Genomic DNA, 16,346 nt, shown 5'->3' with positions numbered 1-16,346 from the left:
CCACTGGACGCAGTTCGAGGTCTACCGCGAAGCGCTCGGTGCCCCATCCGAAGCCGGTGTTCTCCCCGCCGACCCCAACGCCGAGTCCCCCGCGGGCGTGACCGTCCCCACCGGCTACACCGCCCCCTTCTACAAGGCGAACCGCGAGCGCGAGATGCGCGAGGCTCACGCCTACTTCAAGAAGCGCCTCGACGAGGCCGTGGCGAAGGGTCTGTGGGACCCGGAGAGGATGGAGGTCCCGACCCGATGAGGCCGACTCTCGAAGCGCAGGGACTCAAGGAGAGCCTGCTCCAGTACCTGTCCACGACGTACGGCCTCGCAGATGAGGGCGCCCGCAAGGCGTTGCAGGCGTTCCTCGGGGACGAGACCACGGGCATGTTCCGAGGACCGTTCCTCCGCCTCCGCACCCCCTTCACGCCAGCTGACGAGGGCTGGCAGCGGCACCTGGACTGGGTGCGCACCGACGGCTGGACGCCGTACGCGCACCAGGCGCGCGCCTTCGCCCGGCTCACCTCAAGGGGCGGGCACGCGCCTCAGCCCACACTGGTCACTACGGGCACGGGGTCCGGCAAGACCGAGTCGTTCCTCTACCCCGTACTCGACCACTGCGCCCGCGAGCGAGCGGCAGGGAACGACGGACTCAAGGCCGTCTTCCTCTACCCGATGAATGCTCTGGCCACCGACCAGGCGGCCCGGATCAACGGACTGCTCACCAAGCACGACGAGTTGAGCGGCGTACGCGCCGGCCTGTACATCGGGGACAAGGCGGCGACGCACTACGACCGGGTGTACACGCGCCGCCAGGACATGCAGCTGTCCCCGCCGGACATCCTGATCACCAACTACAAGATGCTCGACCTGCTCCTGCAGCGTGCCGCCGACGCCCCGCTGTGGGAGGGCAGCGGCATCCGCTATGTCGTCGTCGACGAGTTCCACACCTACGACGGCGCGCAGGGCACCGATGTCGCCATGCTGCTGCGCCGCCTTGCCATAGCCGTCGGGGCCGACCAGCCCGACAAGCCGCTCGGCGCCATCACCCCCATTGCGACGTCAGCGACTCTTGCCTCCGGCACCGACGCCGACGAAGTGCGCCAACTCCTCTCCGTGGCCACGAGCGTCTTCGGCACCGAGTTCACCGAGGACGCGATCATCGGTGAGGACCGGCTGACGGTCGACGAGTTCATGCTCGACGAGTCGATCCCGGACGCGAAATTCCTTCCCGGCCAGGCCACACCTCCCGAGACACTGACCGCCCTACCGGAACCGGCCTCCAGCCCCGATGCGCTCGCGGACCTCGCCGAGGCCGTCACCGGAAGCCGTACCACTGATCCGGTCGCCCTCGGTGCCGCGCTCAAGCGCAACAGGCTGACGTATGCCGTCCTGACCGCCTTCGATGGCACGGTGCGCACCTATGACGAAGTGCTCGACGTGATGCGCCGTAGTGGGGCGAAGAGTTGGGACGAGGCGATCACGACACGTCCGCAGATCGCCGCGTCGGCACTCGCACGCCTCGTCGCTCTCCTGTCCGTGGCGCGCGACCCGGAGGCGCCGGCCGCGATCAGCCGTCCTTTCGTCCAGGTCGAGGTGCACCAGTGGGCGCGGTCCGTCACGCGCATGCTACGCGGTGTACTGCCTTGGCCGAAGGCCGAGTTCGCCTGGGACGCGGCCGGGGCGCAGAGCGAGCAGCGTGCGACGCCGGACACCACCACCTCCCGCGACTCGAAGATCTTCCTGCCGGCGCTGTATTGCCGCGAGTGCGGGCGCTCCGGATGGTCGGTCCTCGCCCCCGAGTCCGACCTGGAGGAACTGAACTTCGAGGCCCACAAGATCCGCCGGGCCAGCGTGACCGCCGACAAGGCCAAGGTGCGCACCTTGGTGGCGGCCACCGACAACGAAGCCCGTGAGGGCAACGGCCGTACCGCCATCGACAGGGCTGCGCAAAAGTCACTGACCACCGGTGGCTCGGGCGTGCTCATGGTGCTCGACGGTCCCATGCGTCGACTGCGTCTGCCCGACCCCCTGGGCGACTACGACGACGAGGGCAACCCGCAGCCCAGCGGCCCGGATTCGGTCTTCGTCCTCGTCCAGCTAGGCGACATCGCGGAACGGGCGGCCAAGGACGACTGGTGCCCGGCGTGCGGTACGCACAACGCGATCCGCTTCCTCGGCACGGGTGCTGCCGCGCTCGCCGCCGCCTCCGTCACCCAGTTGTTCACCGGCGGGGAGATGGACAAGCAGGAGGGCGAGACGAAGACGCTGATGTTCAACGACTCGGTGCAGGACGCCGCGCACCGGGCCGGGTTCGTCGCCTCCCGCTCGTACACCTTCTCCCTGCGGGCCCTGTTCACCAAGCACCTGAGCGAGCAGCGGCCCAGTGCGCTCAACGACCTCGTCGCCGATGTCGTGGCGGCCACCACCGACCGTGAGACGCTCGCCGCTGTCGTCCCGCCGGATCTGCACGACGACACGGGCGTGGCGCGTCTGCTGTCGGGCAAGGGGCGCGGTGGGGACAGGAAGACCTGGGACCTGATCGGTGAACGGTTCGCGTTCGAGGCCGTGATGGAGTTCGGTCACCGTTCCCGCAACGGCCGCACCCTCGAACTGACCCGTACCGCGGCCGCCTGGGTGGACGTTTCCGACGAGCGGGCGGCCGTGGCGATCGTGCGCGCTGCCCATGAGGAATCCTCCCATCGCGGGTTGGCGCTCACCGAACACGATGATGCCCGCTACCTGGCTTTCCTGCGTGGCCTGTTGGAACGACTGCGCAGGCGGGGGGCAGTCGGCCACCGGTGGTTGGAGAAGTTCCTCGACGAGGCCGGCACGAGCCGCTACTTCATCTGGGGCGGCCGACCGCACGGCATGAAAGCCTTCCCCAGGGGCGTCTCCGCGCCGAGCTTCCTGCTCACGCGGCCGAAGCCGAGCAGCGAGTTCGATTTCGCCGCCGGGCGCTTGTCCTGGTACCAGACCTGGGCCCAGCGCTGCCTCGACATGACGCGTGAGCAGGCCGACGAGTTCTGGGTGCGGCTGCTGCCCCGGCTCACCGATGCCGGGCTGCTCGCGGCGCGCACCCCACGTGACACGGCAGTCCGCCTCTATGGCCTCCAACCGGGCGCCATACGAATGCAGTTGTTGCCGGATTCTCAAGTCAACGAGTCGTATGTGCGCTGCCCGAAGTGCTTCTGGGAGCAGACCGTCCATCCCTCGCTGCTGGCGCAGTACCACGGACAGCCCTGCCAGGCATACCGCTGCACGACCGGACGGCTCGTCGCGGGCGACCGCTGGCTGGAGACCGTCGACCGACACGACCGTGACCGCGACTACCGCGACGACTACTACCGCAGGCTGTACCGGCGGGCCGGCACCTACCAGGTCGTCACCGCCGAACACACCGGCCTGCTCTCCCGCGGCAAGCGCGAACACGTCGAGGACGCGTTCCGCAACGGCAAAGGGTTCAACGACCCCAACGTGCTGTCCTGCACGCCCACCCTGGAGATGGGCATCGACATCGGCGACCTGTCCGCCGTCGTCCTCGGCGCGCTGCCGCGCCGGCCGGCGAACTACGTCCAGCAGGCGGGCCGGGCCGGGCGCCGTACCGGTAACGCTTTCCTGCTCACCATCCCCGACCGCTCCCGCCGCGACCTGTACTTCCTCGACCGGCCCCGCGACATGATCGACGGGCGGATCGTGCCGCCGGGCTCGTACCTGTCGGCCATCGAGATCCTGCGCCGTCAGTACACCGCGCACCTCCTCGATCTGGCGGCACGCGGCCGGCTGCTGCGCGAGGACGGCAAGCCGCTGGCCGCACTGCCGCGCCGCGTCAACGAGCTCTTCGGCCCCTCCGGTTACCTCGCCGACTTCATCGAGGCCGCCCTTACCCACGGCGAGGAGCTCGTCGCGGGCTTCCTCTGGCTGTTCCCGACCGGAGTGAGCGAGTCCGCGAAGGAGGAGCTGGCGACGTATGCGGTGCGGGGCATCCGCAGCGCGATCGAGAAGGCCGAGCGGGAGTGGGAGCGCGAGAACCAGAAGCTGCGCACCCGTATCCGCACGATCCACACAGCGATCGACGAGCTCAAGGACGGTGACGACGAACAGGCCCGCACGAAGGCAGAGTTGAAGGCCGAACTGTGGGCCGTCTCGAAGCAGGGCGCCGCGCGTCAGCGCCGGCCCGCCCAGACCGTGCTGTGCGACCTCGGTCTGCTGCCCAACTACGCCCTCATCGACGCCACGACCACCCTGGACGCCACGATCTTCTGGCCCGAGGGCACCACACCCGAGGGCCAGGTCCGCTACAAGTCGAAGTCGTTCTCCTACGGACGGCCGCGCGGCTTCGCCCTGTCCGAACTCGCCCCCGGCAACACCTTCTACGCCGAGGGCTACAAGCACCGGATCACCGGCATCGACATCGTCACCGGCCGCGACCAGGACTGGCGCCACTGGCGCTTCTGCCCCTCGTGCGGCTACGTCCGCACCGAGAACGCCGAGAACGACATCACGCCCTGCCCGCGCTGCGGGGAAGCGGGCATCGCCGACTCCGGAAGCCTGCGGCAGATCGTCCAGCCCAGCGTCGTCACAGCCCGCGCCAAGCGTGAGGACGCCAAGATCGGTGACGAGAGCGACGACCGGGAGCGACGCTTCTACACCGTCGTGGACATGGTCGACATCGACCCCGGTCACTTCGTCGCGGGCAAGTCCTGGCGGCACACCAAAGAGATCTTCGGCGTCGACTACACCCGCCGCGCCGTCATCCGTCGTATCAACGCCGGACCTCTCAGCATCGGTGCCCAGGAGAACGACCAGCTCGCCGGGCAGCCCGTGCGGATCGCCCCCTTCCTCGTGTGCACCGCCTGCGGAGCCGCGAGCGCCGACGGACGGCCTGTCTTCGACGACGACCGCGACGCCGTCGACAACTCCGCCAACCGCCGGCGAGAACTGAAGCACCACACCCCCTGGTGCCCGCTGCGGCGCGGCACGAAGGGCGTGCCGCAGGAACCGGTCCTGCTCGCACACGAGTTGGAGACCGAAGCACTGCGCATCCTGCTCCCGGCGGCAACCGTCCTCGTCGAGGAGAAGGTCCACTCCTTCCAGGCCGCACTGCGCCTGGGCGTGGACGCCTCCTTCGGGGGAGACCCCCAGCACCTCGACACCACCCTCGCCACCATGCCGGACCGGGACACCGCGGAGAAGCGGCACTTCCTGGTCCTGTACGACCGCCTCCCGCACGGAACCGGCTATCTCGACCGGCTCACCGAGCCCGCTGCCTTCCGGCAGGTGCTTGAGGACGCACGTCGTCTGCTGAACGAGTGCCCCTGCAACGAGGAGGGCGGGCAACAGGCCTGCCACCGCTGCCTGTACCGCTACGCCGACGAACAGCACATCGAGCGCGTCTCCCGCCAGGCCGCCCTGGAAATCCTCGACCAGCTACTGGGCACCGACACAGACGCCTGGAACACCAGACGCGTCGGCAACACCAACCAGATCGGTCTGGACGGGCAGGTGGAGTCCGACCTCGAGGCACGCTTCCTCAAGGCCCTGCGTGGATGGAGTGGACAGCGCACCGACGCGGCCCTGAAAGAGAGCAGCGACAACAGCGCCTACCTGCACCTCGGCGAGATCGACACCGTGCACCGTTGGCGTCTGACCGCCCAGCGCAACGAAGGCTTCACGCGCACCGACTTCACGTTCGAACGTACCGACGGCCCCAAGCAGAAGATCACCGTCTACCTCGACGGACACCGCTTCCACGCCACCCGCCGGCACAATCGACTCGCCGGCGACGCCGACAAGCGCAACCGGCTACGGATCGAAGGACGCACCGTCTTCCAGCTCACCTGGGACGATCTCGAAGCGTTCGAGCGGCAGACCAACACGGCGGAGTCCTCAGCCGGGCGGGCGGCAGCCGAGTCGGTGTGGCCGCCCTACCCGCGCAGCGCCCAGGACATCGCCGAGCAGCTCTACGCCGACCGCGGCGGCGACGACCTTGACACCACTGCCTTCACCGACCCGATGAACATGCTCCTCGCCTACCTGCGCAGTCCGGACGATGCGGCCTGGGGCAGCCGTGCGTCCGCGGTGGTCGGCGGACTCCTCGGGGCCGACAAGGAGATCCTCGTCGGCAACGGCACGCCCGACCAGACCCGCCAGTCACTGGACCGTCTCCTCGACACCTGGGGCCACGCCGACGCCATCGGCCCGGTTCCCGTCCAGGGCACGGGCACGCTCAACCTGTTCCGGGCCTGTGACCAGTCCGGTCTCCCCGTCGCCTTCCTCGTCGACGGAGCCACCAGCCACTGGTCGGCTCTGGCCTGCCTCGACGACACCACGCCGGACCGGCTCGGCACACCAGAACACAAGGCACGCTGGCGCTCCTGGCTCCAGTGGTCCAACATCCTGCAGTTCCTCGCCCACGACGGCGGTGACGGCATTCAGCTGACCACTGCCACCGCAGCAAGGTTCGACGCCTCGGTTCTCAAGGCATTCGGCGGCCTCGGTGAACTCGAGTCCCTCGTGGCGCGGTACGGCACCGGCACACCCGTACCGCAGCAGCCCACGCCCTTGGCCAGGGCCGACGACACTCCTCTCGAAGCAGCGCTGCGGGATCTGCTGTGGGATCGGGAGATCCTCGAATACCTCGACGCGGACGAACCGGACGCTCCCCTCACCCGTCTCGCCCATGCCCTGGCCGACGGTGGCAAGAAGGCCCCCGCCTACGGCTACGAACTCGGCGAACGCGGCTGGCTGGCCGACTTCGTCTGGGACCACGGCGACCAACAGATCGCGGTCATGGCCGAACCGTACGACCAGGCAGACGAGGAGAGCGACAAGACCTGGAGCGCCTACCGCGACGCAGGGTTCACCGTCCGCTCGGCCGACGACTGGCTCGCCGATCTCGACGCCCTGCTGACCGCACTCCCCGACGCCACCGCCCGTCCCGACTCCGAAGAACAGAGTGCCGCACGATGACCGCACGCCTCAGCCTCTACCAGAAGGCCGAAAACGAGCTCTACAAGATGGACTCGTCGGTCAAGACGAAGTTCTACGACTTCTGCCACCAGTTCCGTCTGGACCCGAATCATCCCAGCCTCGATCTCAAACCCCTCAAGGGCGACGGCCGGATCTTCCGGGCCAAGGTCGACCGGTCGTATCGGGCGCTCCTTGCTCGGGCCGGCGTCGGTGCCGACGGCATCCAGCAGTGGCTGATCGTCGCTGTCCGGCACCGCAAGGACGTCTACGAGGAACTCAGCGTCGCCATCAACAGGGTCACCGGCGAGATCGAGTTCGTCGACCTCGGCGTCGTGGGCCAGAGCGTCCTTCAACGCGCGGGACTCCAGCTCACTCCGGCCCCGGACGAGCATGCCGCACCGGCCGAGCCCACGCACACACCGTCCGAGGCACTGCAACCAGCCGCACCCGCCGAGCCACTCCTCGCCGGCTGCACCCCCGAGGATCTGCATCGACTCGGCGTTGCCGAAGCCCTCGTCAGTCTTGCCCTCACCGTCACCACCGACGAGGAACTCGATCAACTCATCGCCGGCGCCCCGCGCCTGACCGCCGAGGTACTCACTGGCCTCGGCTCCGGCATGTCGGTAGACGAGGTCGAACGCGAGATCACTGAGCCTGCCTCCACTGAACTCGAACCGGGTTTCGAGAACGACATGGCAGCGGCCCTCACCCGTACCGCGGTGACCACGGTCGACGACGACATCCGCAACGTCCTGGCGGAAGGTGACTTCCGTGCCTGGAAGGTCTACCTCCACCCCACCCAGCGCAAGATCGTCGACCGGAACTACAGCGGCCCTGCTCGTGTCAGCGGCGGCCCCGGAACCGGCAAGACCATCGTCGCCCTGCACCGCGTCGCCCGCCTGGCCGCCGCTCTGCCGTCCGGCTACGGCAAGCCGATCCTGCTGACCACGTACACCAAGAACCTCACCGCCGACCTGCGCTCCCGGCTCACGTCGCTCGTGGACCCGGCGCTGCTCGGCCGTATCGACATCAAGCACATCGACCAACTCGCCCAGAGCGTCCTCAACGAGAACGTCGCGCCCGGCTCGCAGCGGAGCCTGATCACCGACGACGGGGCCCTGGACGTGCTTCGCGAAGTCCTCTTCGAATACGACGAGCAGCGCTGGGATGCCGAATTCCTCTTCGACGAATGGGAACAGATCGTCCTCGGCCAGTCCCTCGCCACCCGCCAGGACTACTTCAAGGCCCGCCGCGCCGGCATGGGCCGCGCACTCAACCGCCCTGAGCGAGCAGTCATTTGGAAGCTGCTCGATCAGTTCGGCCTGCGTCTCAACGGCCTGGGCCGTGAGACCTGGGCCCAGGCCGCCGAGCGTGCGGCCCGCTACGAGATGGAACGCGCCCGCAAGATCCAGATCCGAGCGGAGCACAAGGCTGACATCGGCGGCGGCGACCTTACGCACCTCGACGACAACAGCTCCGCGATGCGCTATCTGCGTCATCGCTACCAGCACATCGTCGTCGACGAGGCGCAGGACCTCAGCCCTGCCCACTGGAAGATGATGCGCGCCATGGTGGCGCCGGGCCCGAACGACCTGTTCATCGCCAGTGACACGCACCAGCGGATCTACGACCGGCAGGTCACTCTTTCCACCGTCGGCGTCAACATCCGGGGCAGGTCATCGAAGCTGACACTCAGCTACCGCACCACCCAGGAGATCCTCGACCAGGCCGCCAAAGTCGTCCGCGGGGCCACCTACGATGACCTCGATGACGGCACCGACACTCTTGAGGGCTACCACTCCCTGCTACACGGCCCGGCCCCCGAATACGTCGCCTGCGCTGATTGGTCGGACGAGATCACCCAGCTCGCCGAGGCCCTCAAGCAGTGGCGCGCGGATATCACCCAGCCCGCCGAGGACGGCACCGTGCGCGATCCAAGCGGCACCATGGCCGTCTGCGTTGCCGACGGCGAGATGGCCGGCCGCGTCGCCACCGACCTGAAGATGAAGCACGACATCACCACGGCGACCCTGACCAAGGACGGCCCGCAGGGCGGCGGCGACGTGCACATCGGCACGATGCACCGGTTCAAAGGATTGGAGTACCAGAAACTCGCGGTCATCGGGGCAAGCGACGGCATCCTGCCCCGCACCACCCTCTTCGAGAGGTACGCCACAGCCGATCCGAAACGCTACGCGCGCGAGCTGAAGAAGGCACGCAACCAGCTCTTTGTCGCTGCCACCCGCGCCCGCGACACACTGCGGATCTCCTGGCACGGAAGGCCGAGTCCGTTCCTGGCACCGTTCACCGGCTCGAATGATTGACCTTCTCGACGTTCAGTGGCACGCGTGGGACCTGGAGCAGCATCGCCCCACGCGTGCCCATTGAGACAAAGCTCAGCGGAAATCCGCGTCCTCGCCGGTCGGGTAGCGGCGGTTGGCCTGCGCGACCGTGTGCGCGAACCACTCCAGCACCGTGCAGAGTTCATCGCTGTGTTCGGCGAAGACCTCCAGCGGGAAGGACGGGCGCAGGTCCAGCTTGGCTTCCGCGAGCCCGATGCCGTCGATGGCGTTGAGGCGGTCGAGCAGCTCGCGCCGCAGGGGCTCGTCGTCGAAGGGCGGGCGGCGCTTGAGGTACTGGAGGACGACCTCGACCGTGCCGGACACCGGGTAGATCCCCAGCGGCCACGTCGTACGGATACCGGGTGTGCCGGCGAGCCGGGCCGTGGGGAAGCAACTCGTCTCGTTCGCGCGGCCGTAGGCGACGTGGCCGCCCTGCTGCTCCCAGAGGCGGAGGGCCCGCAGGACCCCTTCGACGGTCTCCTCGGTCTGGTTGTCGCGCAGTTGCGTTTCGAACCGGGCCGCCTCCGACTGCGGCCCGGGGTCGTCCTCAGAAGTGGAGGGCGCGGCCTCCTCGTCGAGGTCCTTGCCCGTCAGGGCCGCCAGATCGGCCGTGGTCACCCGATGGGAGCGTCGGGCCCGGCCGGCATCGTCGAAGGGAACGCCTTCTGCTTCCAGGCGGGTCTGCGCGTCTCCGGATTCCTCGCCGTCCGGCCATCGGAATCCCGCCGAGACACGGCCGTCTGCCGTCAGTACCCGGTAGGCGCCGTGCAGCCCGGTTTTGGTGGCCAAGTGCTGGCCGACCGGGACGGCGTGGGTGCCGATGAGCGCCGCGACGTCACCGTATGTGGTCCAGGTGCCGGCGGGCATGGCGAGGAGTGCGGCGCGCAACTCCTTCCAGCCGGACCACTCGTCGTCGGCCGGGATGGTCCCGGCGATCGGGCCCGGCCACAGCCGCACCGCCCGCTCGGCGAGCTCGTCGGCGCGGGCCAGGACCTCGGCTCGGCCCCACCGCTCCTGGCCGGCAATGGCCTGGTTCATGCGCAGGGCGCTGGAGTCCAGGATCTCCTGCTTGCGGCGGAAGGGGTGGTTGGACAGCTTCGCGTTGTCGGCCGACAGCGTCAGGTTGCCCAGCGTGTGGACGAGCGAGGCGTGGAGTTCCTCCGGGGTCTGCCCGTCCTCGGTCTCTTCCGCGAGCAGGTCCAACCACTGATGAGCGGGGGTCTGCGGGAGGACATGCTCCACGGTGAGGTGGGCCTTGGCGTAGTCGACCGGTTCGCTGCTCCCGTAGCTGTCCTCCAGCCTGCGCAGCACCTGGAAGCGCTGGTTGCCGCGGCCGGCCTTGTAGAAGGGCCGGGTGCGGATGGCCTCGCGGACAGCGTCGTCGTCGGGCCAGACACGCGCGCCCACCTGGTTCTTGGACAGGAAACGGCGCACCGCCTCCGCGGGGTCGTCGTCCTTCTCCAACTCCCTGGGGATCTCCATGAACACGCGGTTGCTGCCCATGGTCGAGTAGCCGGCCAGCAGCCGCCGCACCATGTAGCTCTCGGCATAGGAGAGCGCCTGGACGGCCTGGCGGCCCGTGGCCTGGCCGGCATCCACCCGGTCGAGGAGCATGAGCGCCAATGGGTAGTGCGTCTGGCCTCCCCAACGGGACATCCGCTCCAGGACTTCCCGGAGGTCAGGATCCGGCTCCCGCTCCGGCCGCAGAATGCGCACGAGGCGTTCGGCACGCCCTGCGAGGGCCGTGATCTCGACCTCCAGCGCCGCCTCGTCGGAGCTGATCGGTTCCAGGCGCCGCTTCTGGTCCCGGTAGATGTCGCTCTGCTTGGCCCGGCTGTTGCCGGCCACCACCAGGTCGAGCCACACCAGGAGTTCGAGGTTGTCCGGGCCGAGGAGCTCCTGCATGGGCAGCCAGCGGTTGCGGTAGACCCGCTCCCCGCGGCTCGGCAGGCACATGAAGAGGTAGTTGCGCAGCAGGTCGCTCTGGCTCAACCCGACACCGGTGTTGTTGATCGACTCGAAGATCCGGTAGACGTTGTCGCCCTCAGCCGCGGTGATCTCGACGATCGACAGCAGACCGCTCAGGACGAACTCCACCGTGTCCGTCCACGCCTCGCCCCCGCTCTCCTCCCCCTCGGTCAACGTCGACAGGAAGAAGCGGTAGGCGGCACCTACGTTTCCGGGCCCGCCCGCCTTGGGCGACGTCTCGATGCAGGCGATGAACGCCTCCCGGTCGGCCTGTGTCGGCAACAACCGGTAATGGTCGTCGCCGCTGCGGTACTTGTTGACGAGGACGAGGTCGTGGATACGGTCTGCCTTCTGCTCCGCTCCCCGTGCGCGGTGCCGGTCGCGCAACGCGGTGAAGGCGAGCATCAAAGTGGTCAGCCGCTGCTGCCCGTCGACAACAAGCCAGCGCTGCATCCCGCCCGCGGTGATCCGGCCGGGTGCCAACACGACGGAGCCGAGGAAGTGCGCTGCGGGAGCGCGGCTTCCCGACTGGTCCTCGACCAATTCCTGTACGTCGTCCCAGAGTTGTTGCAGCTGCTCCCGCTCCCAGCTGTACGTCCTCTGGTACAGGGGCACTTGGTACTGCTTCTCGCCCTGGACGAGGTCATTGAACGTGGTCTCCTGAGCGTGCACGCGCGCCTCTCCCCAAGGTGTGTCGATCAACTCCCATGCTGCCATTGCTCATGTGCCCAGAGGTCGATATCCGGGCATTCGGACACGGGATGACGCCGCGGCGTGCGCAGCCCACCGGCGGTGCGAGCCGCGGGCCATAGAGATTCACCCGAGGCCCCGCTGATCGCGATCCTCGTCAAGCTCAGGGAAAGACCCTGCCGGCCGCCGATCTCCGACCTGGCGACGGACATGGAAGTCAAACAGGCAGGTCAGTCTGGTTGCGTGGCTTTCGCCCGGGCCTGTAACAGGAGGTGTCCGCACCCGGAAGTAAGGCACGACTCAGTGGCCCCGCTGCCGGGCGCGCCCTGTCCGGCAGCGGGCCGCTGCCTCTGTGTGCCTCTCACGGTGCGCTGACCGGGCTCCTTGGACCCACGGTCGAATCGGGAAGGAAGACAACGTCGAAGTCGGCGCCTGACATCGGTTCGGCAAGGTTCGCCAGTGAGCGAACGGAGGTGTGGTCCATGCAGTTGTCGGTGAACGGTGAAGCTGGTTCGCGCCCCTCGGACGGCGTCAGTTGGCGGAGTGTGTGCGGCTCCGATGTCCTAGCGTCGTGCTAGGTATGACCGCATGCACTCTGCGGCACCCTTGCCCCACGCCGACCTGACGGACGCGCAGTGGCGACTCCTCGCTCAGCTGGCCTCGGGGCCGCTCCCCGATCCAAGCGACCGACTCGTCTTCGCGCAGGCGTTGGCTCTGGGAGGACTCGATCCGGATCAGGCCCGGGACGACCTGCCGGCCCTCCGGTGGATGAGACTCGTCGACCAAGCAGGCAGTTCGCTCGTACTCACTGATTTGGGCGCCGCGATCCACTTCCGGGCCCTGTACGAGTCCTCGCAGGAGCGGTTGAGCGAGATCGCTCAACTGGCAGAGGCCCAGGGCTCGGCAGCGCCCCGACTCGCACGTGCAGTTCGTAGGTTGGCGGACGGCTCGTGTTCGTTGTCGGAGGCGCTGGCCAGTGTGGACGAAGCTCTGTGAAGAACCGCAGAACGGAAGGGCCGCTCACGTCACCTCGTGTCCATTGAAGAGGCCGTCGGTGACAGGATGCCGGGCCTTCCGGGCAGCGGCAGGAACAGGCAATACTCCGGCCGACGTCAACCCGGCCTCCGTGATCGCGGGGCCGGCCAGGATCTCCTGCAACAACTCGTTCTGAGCCTGCGCGAGGTCGGTGATTCGGCGGAGCACGGAGAGCAGTTCGATGAGCTCCGTCGTCCAGTCGTGCGGCCAGCGCTGTGCGTGGATGTCATCCAGGGGGCTCGTGCGCTTGCTGGTGGGAGAAGACTTCCGGTACCCGAACCACTTGCTCACGATCTTCATGCCGCCAACGTCGTAGGACCACACGGCGTCGGGAACGGGAGCCAATGATCCGTCCCCGACGTGGAGCGTCCTTGTCGCTGCGTCGTACTCCAGCCGGTCCGGGATACGGCTGCCGATCGGCGTCTGGTAGCGCACCTGCCGCGCGTCTCCCGAAGCGAACTGCACCTTACCGGGGAGCCGTCCGAGCGCCCAGTCGGCGCACCGCTCGCCGTAGCTCGAGGCCCACAGGATTTCCCGCCCGAGTTCAACGGCACGGGCCCACAGTGCTCCGTCTCGGGTCAGAGGTATGCGTACACCTGGCGTGAGCAGTTCTTCGGAGAATCTCTCCGTGAAGGCGTCGTGGCCAGCCACAGCCACCACATAGGCGGCGAGATCGACGACCGTGACTCGCACTTGGTTGGATACGCACGCCAGGTAGGCGAGCAGCCCGGGCGGCAAGTTCGGCGATCCATCTGGGTGCAGGAGCGGCAGGATCCGGCCTCCGCGGCCATTGAAGTGGTGCGTGTCCGGGATGAGGTACGTGGCCACAACCGCCGGGCCGGAGTCGATCTCATGGGACGACTGCTGGTTGAGGAATATCTGGCTGTCCTGAAGGGATGCCCACAGGTCAGGCCGTGGGTAGTCGAGCACGCGGTTGTCAGCGATCAACCACTGACGGTCGAAGCTGCGGAGCGAGGTGCGTATGAGGTTCGGGCGGACGTCCGTCTCCTGCGCAAGCGAAAGGAGGTGGGCGGGCTGGCCCGGTAGCGGCTCCCTTCTGGAGTTCAGGTCGCGATCTCGCGTCTCCTTGAATTGCTTGGCCTGGAGGGTCGGGTCACCGCCTCGTATCAGCGTGGTCCAGCGGCGACGAAGTACGTCGTCCGATGGGTCGCTCACCCACGAGCGGTTGGACTTCGCACCGGGGCTGCCCCACGGGAACAGGTCGTCCAGCGCTGGGAAGTCCTCCCAACCGGACTGGGTAAGGGGCGTGAACGGCCGCGGGCTGCGCGAGTGCGCGTCACGCCAGCCGTCGTCATCGATCTGCACCGCGTGCAACTGGACGAACTTGTCCACCCGGCGGCCGGCGAGGGCCCGGTAGTGAATCCGCGCACGGTGGCCCTCGCCCCGCTCGATTCCCGCCTTGCGGACGAATATCGAGATCGCCAAGGGCTGCGCCACCCCGGGGAAGGGGCGGGTGGCGACGTCGGAGCGGTGTCCCTCCGGTGACAGGTTGATGATCCAGCCCTCGTCACAGGTGCGGCGCAGATACTCCCGCATGCCGCGACCGCCAGGACCGGTGGCCCAGCCTGATGGCGTGATGAAGCAGACCACGCCGTGGCGTTCGCCGTCGTCCGCGTCGAAGACCTTCCAGGTGGCCCAACGCCAGAAGTACACGTACATGTTCTTCAGCATGTGCTCGTAACGCCCGTTGCCTGGGTAGCGGAAGGCGTCGAGCGGTGGCGCCTCGGCGTGGTCTGTGCGCTTCTCCACCCAGCCGCCGCGGTCTTCTGCCTTGTCGTCGTAGGGCGGATTGGCGATCACGACGGTCACGGGAACGTTGGCCTTGACGTTGTTCGCTCGTCGTCGGGACTCGGAGAGGGCGTCGTACGTGGAGGCCAGGTATTCGTCCTCGACGAACGGGTTGTCCAGCGTGTCGGTGACAAAGAGGTTGAGTCCTCCGTCAGGTAGCGGGGTCTTGTACCGCTTGAGCAGGTCGGAGGTTCGTAACTCCGCAACGGCGAACGGTCCCATCTGCTTCTCGAACCCGTAGAGCCGAGAGGCGAGGCGCGAGATGGCGTCGGCGGACATTGCAGGTCCTGAGCGCTCGGCGGCCTGATCGGCCACTCGTTCGATGATCGTATGGAGAAAAGTTCCCGTTCCCATGGCGGGATCGACGATCCGAACGCCGTCGCTGTGGAAACCGTCGGCCTGGCCGAGCCGCGTCCGCAGCACGTCCTCGGTGAGACGCACCATCTCCTGCACGACCTCGTACGGGGTGTAGTAGGAGCCACTCCTCTGGCGCAGCACGGGGTCGTAGACCGTGAGGAAGTGCTCGTAGAGGTGGAGGTAGGCGTCACGGTTGCCTGTGCGGATGCCCGGCCAGTCCACCTGGGCAATCGTGCGGCGCAGCAGTTCCAACGTGACGGTGAACCGCTCGTTGACGTTGTCCGTGAGGAGCTGGAGGGCCTTCCCCATGAGCGCGTGGTCGGCATCCAGGCGACGACCGATGTCATGGAGGCTAATACCGTCTTGGAGAACATCCTCGGACCGCGCCAGCAGCAGGGCAAAAGTGACTGCTTGGGCATAGCCGTCGGCGAACGTCGCATCGTCTGCGGACGGGAACAGCATCCGTCGCCAGTCGTTCTTGAGCCCCGTGAACGGCCGGGCGCGGACATCGTCGTCCCTCTTGGACGATCGGGCCTCGGCTGACAACTGCTCGAGGACAGCTGCGCGCAGCAATCGGCAGAGCGGAGCAACGTGTTGCACGAGTCGGGCGACGCGCTTGATGGGCGGAGGTTTCCACATCAGGAACTGCTTCAGCAGAGCATCCAGCGCGCCCGGGTCCACCGGCGCCAGACTCTCGCCCGCCGAGCGGAGCGATCCTGCGAAGTAGACCGTCTCGCCGAGCTGCCGCCCGTCGCGGAACAACCGCCACTCGGTGCCGTTGGAGTACAGCAGGTTGGGCAGGTTCCGCAGCTTTTCCCACTGCTCGCGGTTGCTCTTGCCGAAGGTGTCGGGGTCGACCGACAACCCCGGCTTCTTGAGCTCGATGTAGCCGGCCAGCTCACCACTCGCGCGGATGGCGTAGTCGGGTCGGACGCCAAGGTCAGGGACGCGGAACTCGTCGTGCCAGGAGACCTCGTGCTGCTCGTGGTGCTCGCCGACGGTCTGAAGCAGCGCCTCAAGGGGCGCGCGGATGGAGGCTTCCGGGCTCCCGCCACCCGACAGTTTGACCTTGCAGGCACGTCCGAACTCCGCCACGGCAGCAAGCAACCAGCTGTCAAATCCCCCTGACATCTTCCCCCCAAGGATCGAGTCAGGGCGCCGATGCTATCTACGTAGGGTCAACGG

At 67.8% G+C, this 16,346-nt stretch carries 6 protein-coding genes; 4 read left to right on the top strand and 2 right to left on the bottom strand.

Annotated elements, in window-relative coordinates; translation table 11 throughout:
* From AC13HU_RS04025 to AC13HU_RS04015, 3 genes are all read left to right on the top strand, one after another.
* The coding region (locus AC13HU_RS04025; RefSeq protein ID WP_483040318.1) for a hypothetical protein at positions 1 to 250 on the top strand (250 nt) is incomplete at its 5' end.
* Positions 247 to 6,960 carry a DEAD/DEAH box helicase gene (locus AC13HU_RS04020; protein WP_483040317.1) on the top strand — a complete coding sequence of 2,238 codons (6,714 nt, stop codon included), beginning with the start codon at positions 247 to 249 and terminating at the stop codon, positions 6,958 to 6,960. The genes AC13HU_RS04025 and AC13HU_RS04020, both read left to right, overlap by 4 nt.
* On the top strand, positions 6,957 to 9,284 hold the full coding sequence (locus AC13HU_RS04015) for a UvrD-helicase domain-containing protein (protein ID WP_483040316.1): 2,328 nt from the start codon (positions 6,957 to 6,959) through the stop codon (positions 9,282 to 9,284). Before AC13HU_RS04020 ends, AC13HU_RS04015 begins: the two co-directional genes overlap by 4 nt.
* A 72-nt stretch (positions 9,285 to 9,356) precedes the next feature.
* Here AC13HU_RS04015 and AC13HU_RS04010 read toward each other — a convergent pair whose 3' ends face one another.
* On the bottom strand, positions 9,357 to 11,942 hold the full coding sequence (locus AC13HU_RS04010) for a GmrSD restriction endonuclease domain-containing protein (RefSeq protein ID WP_483040315.1): 2,586 nt from the start codon (positions 11,940 to 11,942) through the stop codon (positions 9,357 to 9,359).
* Positions 11,943 to 12,548: 606 nt separating this feature from the next.
* Between AC13HU_RS04010 and AC13HU_RS04005 the strand changes: the two genes are divergently transcribed.
* Positions 12,549 to 12,956: a hypothetical protein gene (locus AC13HU_RS04005; RefSeq protein ID WP_483040314.1), complete on the top strand. Its 408-nt coding sequence runs from the start codon at positions 12,549 to 12,551 to the stop codon at positions 12,954 to 12,956.
* A gap of 24 nt (positions 12,957 to 12,980) precedes the next feature.
* Here the strand turns inward: AC13HU_RS04005 and AC13HU_RS04000 are convergent, their stop codons facing one another.
* Entirely contained in the window at positions 12,981 to 16,256 is a 3,276-nt protein-coding gene (locus AC13HU_RS04000; RefSeq protein WP_483040313.1) for a type ISP restriction/modification enzyme, read from the bottom strand.
* Between the last annotated feature and the right edge of the window lie 90 nt (positions 16,257 to 16,346).

The organism is Streptomyces sp. NH27 (assembly GCF_056859195.1).
The sequence above is the reverse complement of the archived record's forward strand: the minus strand, read 5'-3'. Positions and strand labels throughout refer to the sequence as shown.

What these genes read in the sequence shown, in the direction of transcription:
- AC13HU_RS04020 (WP_483040317.1), top strand. Translation starts at nt 247, where the DNA reads ATGAGGCCGACTCTCGAAGCGCAGGGACTCAAGGAGAGCCTGCTCCAG.
- AC13HU_RS04015 (WP_483040316.1), top strand. Translation starts at nt 6,957, where the DNA reads ATGACCGCACGCCTCAGCCTCTACCAGAAGGCCGAAAACGAGCTCTAC.
- AC13HU_RS04005 (WP_483040314.1), top strand. Translation starts at nt 12,549, where the DNA reads ATGCACTCTGCGGCACCCTTGCCCCACGCCGACCTGACGGACGCGCAG.